Below are 7,519 nucleotides of genomic sequence, written 5' to 3'. Positions count from 1 at the left end.
GGCCCGGGCGGGGGAACGCCGAGGTGACCAGCTGGGTGCAGGAGAACTGCACGGCGGTGGACGGTCAGGACGGTCTATACGACTGCACCGCGTGATCGCGCAAGGGGCGCCGCCGTATCGGCGCCCCACTAATTTTTTCGCTGCGAAATAGGTGTATTAGTCCGGATTTTGTGTCGCAATATTGCCTCTGAGCTGGGGAAACTCTTTTCGGTTTCAGTGTCAGGCGGCGCTCGGAGGGGTATTGTCGACGCAACGAGAAACGAGGAAGACCGGAGATCCCAAATATCCCCGGTCCCCCTCAACCCCCCAAACTAAGGGAGACCACCTTGGGCTACAAGGAAATCTGCTGCACGCTCGGCACCGCGCTGGACAACGACTTCATCCGGACGCGTGCAGACCAGGTCGAGATGGCGCAGGACCTCACCGAGCGGATCAACGGCGTGGCCGACCGCGTCAAGGTCCTCGACGGGAAGGTCACCAAGCTCGATGAGAGGGTCGACAGGCTCGAAACGAAGATCGACGAGAAGTTCGAGCAGATCGACGCCCGGTTCGACAGGCTTGAGGACAAGGTCGACGGGCTGGACACCAAGGTCGCCGCTATGCAGGGCACCCAAACCGAGATGATGAGCATCCTCATCGCCATCCAGCGCAAGCTCGACGTCGACAAGCCGGACGTCGACGCGGCCAGCGTCAACTAGCTCGACCCCATGCCGAAGAGCGGGCCCGTGTATGAGGCGGGCCTGCTCTTCTCAGGAGCGTTTTCGGTCTTGACAACGATGTCAGACCGATTCTTGATGGTGCTATGGCCGCACCTCTGCTCGACGCCCGCGGGATCGTGAAGAGCTACGGTCAGGTCGAGGCGCTGCGCGGGGCGGACTTCACGTTGCTGCCCGGCGAGGTGGTCGCGCTGATCGGTGACAACGGCGCGGGCAAGTCGACGCTGGCGAAGATCCTGTCAGGAGTCGAGCGGCCGGACGCGGGGACGATCGAGCTCGACGGTGAGCCGGTGGTCTTCGGCTCCGTCGAGGAGGCCAGAGCCGCCGGCATCGAGACGGTCTACCAGGATCTCGCGCTCTGCGCCGACCTCAGCCCCGCCGCCAATTTCTTCCTCGGCAGGGAACGCCTCAAGCCCGGCCTCCGCGGCGTGCTCGGCGTGCTGGACAACGCCGCCATGCGCCGCGAGACCCGGGACGCCTGTGAACGGCTCGGCGTGCGGCTCGAGTCCCAGAGCGCGCCGGTGTCCACGCTCTCCGGCGGGCAGCGGCAGGGCGTCGCGGTGGCGCGGGCGGTGACGTGGGCCCGGCGGGTGGTGTTCATGGACGAGCCGACCGCCGCGCTCGGGGTGGTGCAGACGCGGCGGGTGCTCGACCTCATCCGCACCGTGCGGGACTCGGGCGTGTCGGTCGTGCTGATCAGTCACAACATGCAGGACGTGAAGGCGGTGTCCGACCGGGTCGAGGTGCTGCGGCTCGGGCGCCGGGTGGCCCGCTTCGACACCGCGCACGTGTCGATGGAGGAACTGGTCGGCGCCATGACCGGGGCGTTCGGCACCCAGGAGGTTGGCGCGGCCGGGGCGATCGGCGCCCAAGACGACGGCACGCAGGAGGGTGGCGCGCGGGGGAGTGGCGGGTGAAGCGGGAGGAGCGGGTGCGGCTGGGCGATCTGCAGGTCGTGTGGATCGGGCTGGTGCTGGTCGTGCTGCTCGTGGCCTTCTCGCTCCTCGCCCCGCGCACGTTCCCGACCTCGTTCAACCTGCTGAACCTGATCAGCGACGCCGCGATTCTCCTGCTCCTCGCCACCGGCATGACATACGTGATCATCACGGCGGGCATCGACCTGTCGGTCGGCGGCGTGCTGGTGTTCTCCGCCGTGGCGGCGACGAAGGTCATGGACTTCACGGGATCGCCGGCGCTGGGCGTGCTGGCCGCCGTCGTCACTGGCCTGGCGTGGGGCGTGCTGAACGGCGTGCTGGTCGCCCTCGGGCGCATCCCCGCGCTGATCGTGACGCTGGGCACGCTCGGCATGTCGCTCGGCGGCGCGCTGCTGCTCACCGGAGGCGTCGACCTGCGGGCCCCGGCCGAGCTGAACCTCGGGCTCGGGCTGGCCCGGTGGCTGGGCGTGCCGCTGATCGTGTGGATCTGCGCCGCCGTCACCGCCGTGCTGGCCGTCGCGCTGGCCCGCACCCGCTTCGGCCGCCACACGTATGCGATCGGCTCCAACGCCGAGGCCGCCCGGCGCAGCGGCGTGGCCGTGCGCAAGCACCTGATCAAGGTGTACGGGCTGGCCGGGCTGCTGGCGGGCCTGGCCGGGCACCTGTCACTGGCCAAGTACGGCATCACCGGCGTCTCCGCCCACTCCACCGACAACCTGCAGGCCATCGCGGCCGTCGTGATCGGCGGCACGTCCCTGTTCGGCGGCGTCGGGACGGTGGCCGGCACGGTCATCGGCGTGTTCATCCCCGTCGTGCTGCAGAACGGCTTCCAGATCCTCGGCGTGCGGCCGTTCTGGCAGCAGGTGGTGGTCGGCGCGGTGCTCGTCGCCGCCGTGTACGTGGACCAGTGGAGGCGCAGGACCCGCGCCTGATAGGAGGCACACCATGCGCAAGGCCATGGCCGCTCTCGGAGCGCTGCTGACCATCGCCGCCTGTGGCGGGCAGGGCGGTGACGCCGGCGGCGACCAGATCCGGATCACGCTCGTCCAGGGTCTGGCCGGGGAGGAGTTCTACGAGACCATGGCCTGCGGGGCGAAGGCCAAGGCCCAGGAGCTCGGCGTGGCGCTGGACGTGCAGGGGCCGCAGAAGTTCGACCCGACGCTGCAGACGCCGATCGTCAACTCGGTGGTCGCCAGCGGTCCCGACGCCATGCTCATCGCGCCGACCGACGTCAAGGCCATGATCGCGCCGCTGACCCAGGCGAAGCAGCAGAACATCAAGATCATCTTGGTGGACACGGTGGTCGAGGACGAGAGCATCGGGCTGTCCAGGATCAGCACCGACAACCTCAAGGGCGGCGCCGCGGCGGCCAAGGCGCTGTCGGAGCAGATCGGTGGCAAGGGCAAGGCCCTGGTGATCTCCACCGACCCGGGCGTCAGCACCGTGGACGCGCGGATCAAGGGGTTCGAGGAGGAGATCAAGGCGAACCATCCGGAGATCACCCAACTCGGTGTGCAGTACTCGCACAACGACGTGGGCGAGGCATCCAAGATTGTGAATGCGGCGCTGGCCAAGGATCCGGATCTGGCGGGCGTGTTCGCCGCGAATCTGAACACGGCCACCGGCGCCGGATCGGCGCTGCAGCAGGCCGGCAAGCTCGGCCAGGTCAAGATGGTCGGCTTCGACGCGGGCCCGGCGCAGGTCAAGCAGCTCAAGGACGGCGTCGTGCAGGCACTGATCGCGCAATTGCCCGGCGACATCGGCGCCAATGGGGTCGAGCAGGCCGTCGCGGCGGTCAAGGGACAGCAGGTCACCCCGTCGATCCCGACCGACGCCACGATCATCACCGCGGAGAACATGGACCCACCAGAGGTGCAGAAGGTCCTCTACAAGGCGGGATGCTGACAGGGGCCCGCGTGGCCCCGTGGTCAGGCGGGCAGTGCCGCGAGGAGGAAGGCCAGGCGGGCGGCGGCGGACTCCACGTCTTCCGTCGTGCCGAGCCGGTAGCCCCAGGAGGTGACGTACGCCCCCTCGTCCGAGCACGTCACGGTCTCCGCGAGGGTGGCCGAGAAGCGGTTGCGGACCGACACGTAGGCCGGGTCGCTGGACAGGGCGAGGCTCTGGACCGACAGGTCAGCGTGACGACCCGCGTGCCAGGCGAACCGCTCGAGGCTGAGCGCGGTATCAAGCATCATGCGTCACCTCCGCAACGTCTCGCGACAGAATTGCACGATCTTGCGGTGGGTGGCAAGCAATTGCTGCGGTTAATGTGGGGTTTGTTTTCGGTAGGCGTTAAGAATCCGGATGATGACCTCTCGCCCGCCCTCGTCGAACTCGGCCACCTTCGCGTAATCGTCGAACGCCTGGACGTAGAAGGCGATGTCGTCCGGATCGCGTAGGACCAGGTCTTTCGTCATCGTGGCCACGCCCACCATGGCCTCGTTGTAGATCCAGAACCCGTTGATCGGCGCGGATGGGAGCTCCGTGCCGAAGGGGATCACGCCGAACTCGACGTTCGGCAGCGTGCTGACGGCCAGCAGCCGGTCGAGCTGGCCGCGCATGACGTCGGCCGGGGCCAGCGTGGTGTGCAGTGCCGCCTCCGGCACCACGAACCTGAACGTCCTGCCGCGGTCGTAAAGGATCTCCTGGCGCTGCATCCGCACCCGCACCGCGGCGTCGATCTGGTCGGCGGCGCTGTAGAGGCGCTTGACCTTGCGGAAGACGTGCCGGGCGTACTCGGCGGTCTGCAGCAGGCCCATGATGATGCCGGGCTCGAAGGCGCGGAACAATTTCGTTCGCGCTTCGAGGTCCCGCATGTCCTCCTGAATGGCCGCCAGGCCGCTGCGGTAGCGCTGTTTCCAGCTGTCGTGCCGCTCCACCAGCGCCAGGGCCTGCCTGATCAGCTCGTCGGTCATGTCGGGCGAGGCGGCGACGGCCTGCGCCCACCCGACCACGTCATCCTCGGTGGGGGTCTGCCGGGCGTTCTCGAGTCGCGAGACCTTGGACGGCTGCCAGCGCAGCCGCTCGGCCAGCTCCTTGCCCGACAGATGGGCGGCCTCGCGCAGCGAGCGGAGCTGGCCGCCGAGGTCGATGCGCGCCTGCTGAAAGGACGTCACGCGGCAAGAGGCTAGCCTTGCTTGCGTCGATCATGCCAGCCTCAGGCGCAATTGTGATCAACCGGTTGCCGTCGGTGTTCCTCCGCTGCTCGGGAAAGCGGTTGCCGCGCCGTCGGGCAGCACCCGGCGGGCGATTTCGGTGAGGAGCTCCATGGGGACCTCGACCGCGGTCTCGCCGTCGAGGACGTCGCGGAGATCGGCGAGCGCCTCCGCGTCGGTGACTTGGAGGCCCTGGACGACGATGGTGCCGCGGTCGGTCTCGTACAGGGTGGGACAGGCGCCCGCCTCCGAGGTGGAGCCGAGGAACCGCATTCGCATGACGATCCTTCCCCGAAAAATCAAGGTGCAATTGCGCGCAATTGTACGACTTTTGGGGAGGTATGTGATCGTTTTTCCGGAAATAGTGAAATATGGTCAGGCAAGAATACCGTTCATGAACTCCCGCGCCCGCTCGAACAGCCCCAGCGTCGTCGCGTGCAGCAGGTCTCCGATGTCCTTGGGTGCCTTGCCGGCGAACGCCCGCGCGTGGGTGCCCTCCAGCACGATGCCGAGCTTGAAGCAGGCCATGACCGCGTACCAGTCCATGGCCGACATGTCGCGCTCGGACAGCGCCGCGTAGTAGGCCACCAGCTCCTGCGGCGACGGCAGCCCCGGCACGTGGCCGTTGTTGGATGGCCAGGTGGCCAGCAGCCAGCCCAGGTCGAGCAGCGGGTCGCCGATCGTGCACATCTCCCAGTCCACGATCGCGGCGACGCGGGGGCCGTCGACGGCGAACATCAGGTTCGCGAAGTGGTAGTCGCCGTGCATGATCCCCGGGGTGAACGATCTGGGGAGGTGGCGGGTGAGCCAGTCGGCGGTCTCGTCCAGGCCGGGAATGTCGGGACCCGGGTAGCCGTCGAGGTCGCCGTACGAGTCGAGCTCCTTGAGCCAGCGCGGCACCTGCCGCTCCAGGAACCCCTCCGGCCGGCCGAAGCCCGGCAGCACCGCCGGATCGACCCGCCCCAGCTCGGCCAGCGCGGCGGCGGCCTCGAACCCCATCCGGTGCCTGATCGCCGGGTCGGAGGCGTGCGGCTCGGGCAGGCCCGTCGAGGGGTTGAACCCGTCGACCGGCTCCATCAGGTAGAAGACCGGCTCGCGTGCGGTCTGCGCGGCCACCAGCGCCGGCGCGGGGACGGACGTGTCACGCAGCGCCGCAAGCACCCGCGCCTCGCGGCGCAGCACCTCGTTGCTCTTCTGGCGGGCGTGCAGGGGCGGGCGGCGCAGGATGTACGGGCGGCCGCCGCGCTCGAAGCGGACCATGACGTTCTGCGTGCCGCCCGCGACCGGTGCCACGCCCGTGATCGGTCCGCCGGGCAGGCCCTCGGCGTCCATCCACGCGCCGAGCGCGGCGAAGTCGATGGCGCTGACGTCGATGTGCGTGGAGGTCATGCCCGCCCTTCGACAGAATGAAATTCTGGTGGTGACCCTATGAGAGCGCCGCGCACCCGGTCAACCGAGCGCCTGCATGAACGGCAGGAACTGGCGGGCGGGATCGCCGGGCAGGTCACCGCCCCGCACCATGCGCGCGACCTGCCACGCGTCGCCGATGCCGTGCTCGCCCGCCCAGACGATCACGGATTCCTGGCTCAGGTCGAAGTCCATCCGCACCTCGGTGCCGGCCCGTAGCGCCAGATCACCGATCAGGGCCCGCGCGGTCTCCTCGTCCCGCGCCACGACCGGGCCGATGACCGTGTTGTCGTCGTTGCGCCAGCAGTGGCCGAAGCCTCCGTCGGCGATCCTTACCTCCTGCCCGAACGTGAACATCCGCCGCAGAACCTGGGACCTGTCCGTGCCGAACAGCTCGGCGTCGAGCGCCAGGATCGCGTCGAGGTCCTCCGGCGTGGCCTGCCGCGTCCTTCCCGACGGCTCGCCCTCGAAGACGCCCGTGTGCTTGGCGGCCCTGCCCACGACGCGGAAGCCGAGTCGCTCGTAGAGGGGGCGGCCGTGCTCGGTGGCGTACAGGGAGACGGTCCGGTCGCCGGCGCGCTCCAGCACGTGCTCCATGAGCCGGCGGGCCAGGCCGCGCCTGCCGAACCTGGAGGCCGTGAGGACCATGCTGATCACGGCGTGGTCGTCGCCGTAGCGGGTCAGGATGTTCGTCGCGGCCAGGCCGTCACCGTCGGGGGCGTCGATGCCGTACGGCTCACCGACCTCGAACAGCAGGCGCCACTTGTGCGGTTCGGGCAGCCAGTCGCGATCCTTGGCCAGGCGGGCGCAGGCGTCCAAGTCGTCGGTGGTGAGACGGCGAGGGGTCATAGAGGACATCTTTCTCTATAAGGGATGCTCATCTCAAAGCAATTGTGAAGCGCTGGGGGAGGATGGCGGGATGGGCTGCGTTGTAGCGGTAGATGTCGGTGGGACAGCCATGAAAGGCGGACTTGTCGCCCGTAACGGGACGATCTCCCACTGCGAACGCCGTCCCACACCCCGCGCCGAAGGGCCCGACCGGGTGATCGCCGCCATCTCCGCCTTCGTCTCCGACCTGTCCCGGCCGCGTGCCGGGGTGCGGCTGCTCGCCGTTGGGCTGGCGGTGCCGGGGCTCGTCACAGCCACGCACGCCGTCTTCTCGGCGGCGTTCGGGTGGCGGGACGTTCCGGTTGCGGCGTTCACGGATGTGGACCTGCCGGTGACGCTGGGGCATGACGTCCGCGCGGCCGGGGATGCGGAGCTGGTCTATGGGGCTGACTCTTATACACAGTTTGCGCTGCCGATG

General features: G+C 68.7%; 10 protein-coding genes. 5 read left to right on the top strand and 5 right to left on the bottom strand.

What is annotated here, in order from left to right:
• Positions 1-326 precede the first annotated feature (326 nt).
• From EJK15_RS65860 to EJK15_RS65845, 4 genes are all read left to right on the top strand, one after another.
• Positions 327-698, top strand: a complete 372-nt coding sequence (locus EJK15_RS65860) for a hypothetical protein (RefSeq protein WP_138720366.1) — start codon at positions 327-329, stop codon at positions 696-698.
• 104 nt (positions 699-802) lie between these two features.
• Positions 803-1,633 carry an ATP-binding cassette domain-containing protein gene (locus EJK15_RS65855; RefSeq protein WP_138720365.1) on the top strand — a complete coding sequence of 277 codons (831 nt, stop codon included), beginning with the start codon at positions 803-805 and terminating at the stop codon, positions 1,631-1,633.
• Positions 1,630-2,583, top strand: coding sequence for an ABC transporter permease (locus tag EJK15_RS65850; RefSeq protein ID WP_138720364.1), 954 nt, complete (start codon positions 1,630-1,632; stop codon positions 2,581-2,583). The genes EJK15_RS65855 and EJK15_RS65850 overlap by 4 nt, the downstream gene beginning before the upstream one ends.
• Before the next feature lie 13 nt (positions 2,584-2,596).
• Positions 2,597-3,556, top strand: a complete 960-nt coding sequence (locus tag EJK15_RS65845; protein ID WP_138720363.1) for an ABC transporter substrate-binding protein — start codon at positions 2,597-2,599, stop codon at positions 3,554-3,556.
• Between the two features lie 23 nt (positions 3,557-3,579).
• Here the strand turns inward: EJK15_RS65845 and EJK15_RS65840 are convergent, their stop codons facing one another.
• From EJK15_RS65840 to EJK15_RS65820, 5 genes are all read right to left on the bottom strand, one after another.
• Positions 3,580-3,846 (bottom strand): hypothetical protein, encoded by a 267-nt coding sequence (locus EJK15_RS65840; protein WP_138720362.1) that lies wholly within the window; start codon positions 3,844-3,846, stop codon positions 3,580-3,582.
• Positions 3,847-3,915: 69 nt separating this feature from the next.
• Positions 3,916-4,767 carry a helix-turn-helix domain-containing protein gene (locus tag EJK15_RS65835; protein ID WP_138720361.1) on the bottom strand — a complete coding sequence of 284 codons (852 nt, stop codon included), beginning with the start codon at positions 4,765-4,767 and terminating at the stop codon, positions 3,916-3,918.
• A 57-nt stretch (positions 4,768-4,824) separates the two neighbouring features.
• The gene (locus tag EJK15_RS65830) at positions 4,825-5,085 is read right to left on the bottom strand and encodes a hypothetical protein (protein WP_138720360.1); all 261 of its coding nucleotides are present in this window, start codon (positions 5,083-5,085) and stop codon (positions 4,825-4,827) included.
• Between the two features lie 96 nt (positions 5,086-5,181).
• Positions 5,182-6,195 carry a phosphotransferase family protein gene (locus tag EJK15_RS65825; protein ID WP_138720359.1) on the bottom strand — a complete coding sequence of 338 codons (1,014 nt, stop codon included), beginning with the start codon at positions 6,193-6,195 and terminating at the stop codon, positions 5,182-5,184.
• Between the two features lie 60 nt (positions 6,196-6,255).
• Positions 6,256-7,062, bottom strand: coding sequence for a GNAT family N-acetyltransferase (locus EJK15_RS65820; RefSeq protein WP_171075362.1), 807 nt, complete (start codon positions 7,060-7,062; stop codon positions 6,256-6,258).
• A gap of 70 nt (positions 7,063-7,132) precedes the next feature.
• Between EJK15_RS65820 and EJK15_RS72275 the strand changes: the two genes are divergently transcribed.
• The coding region (locus tag EJK15_RS72275; protein WP_276615602.1) for an ROK family protein at positions 7,133-7,519 on the top strand (387 nt) is incomplete at its 3' end.

Source organism: Nonomuraea basaltis, assembly GCF_005893125.1.
In the GTDB taxonomy this organism is placed as follows: Bacteria; Actinomycetota; Actinomycetes; order Streptosporangiales; family Streptosporangiaceae; genus Nonomuraea; species Nonomuraea basaltis.
This window is presented reverse-complemented; position numbering and strand designations above follow the sequence as displayed.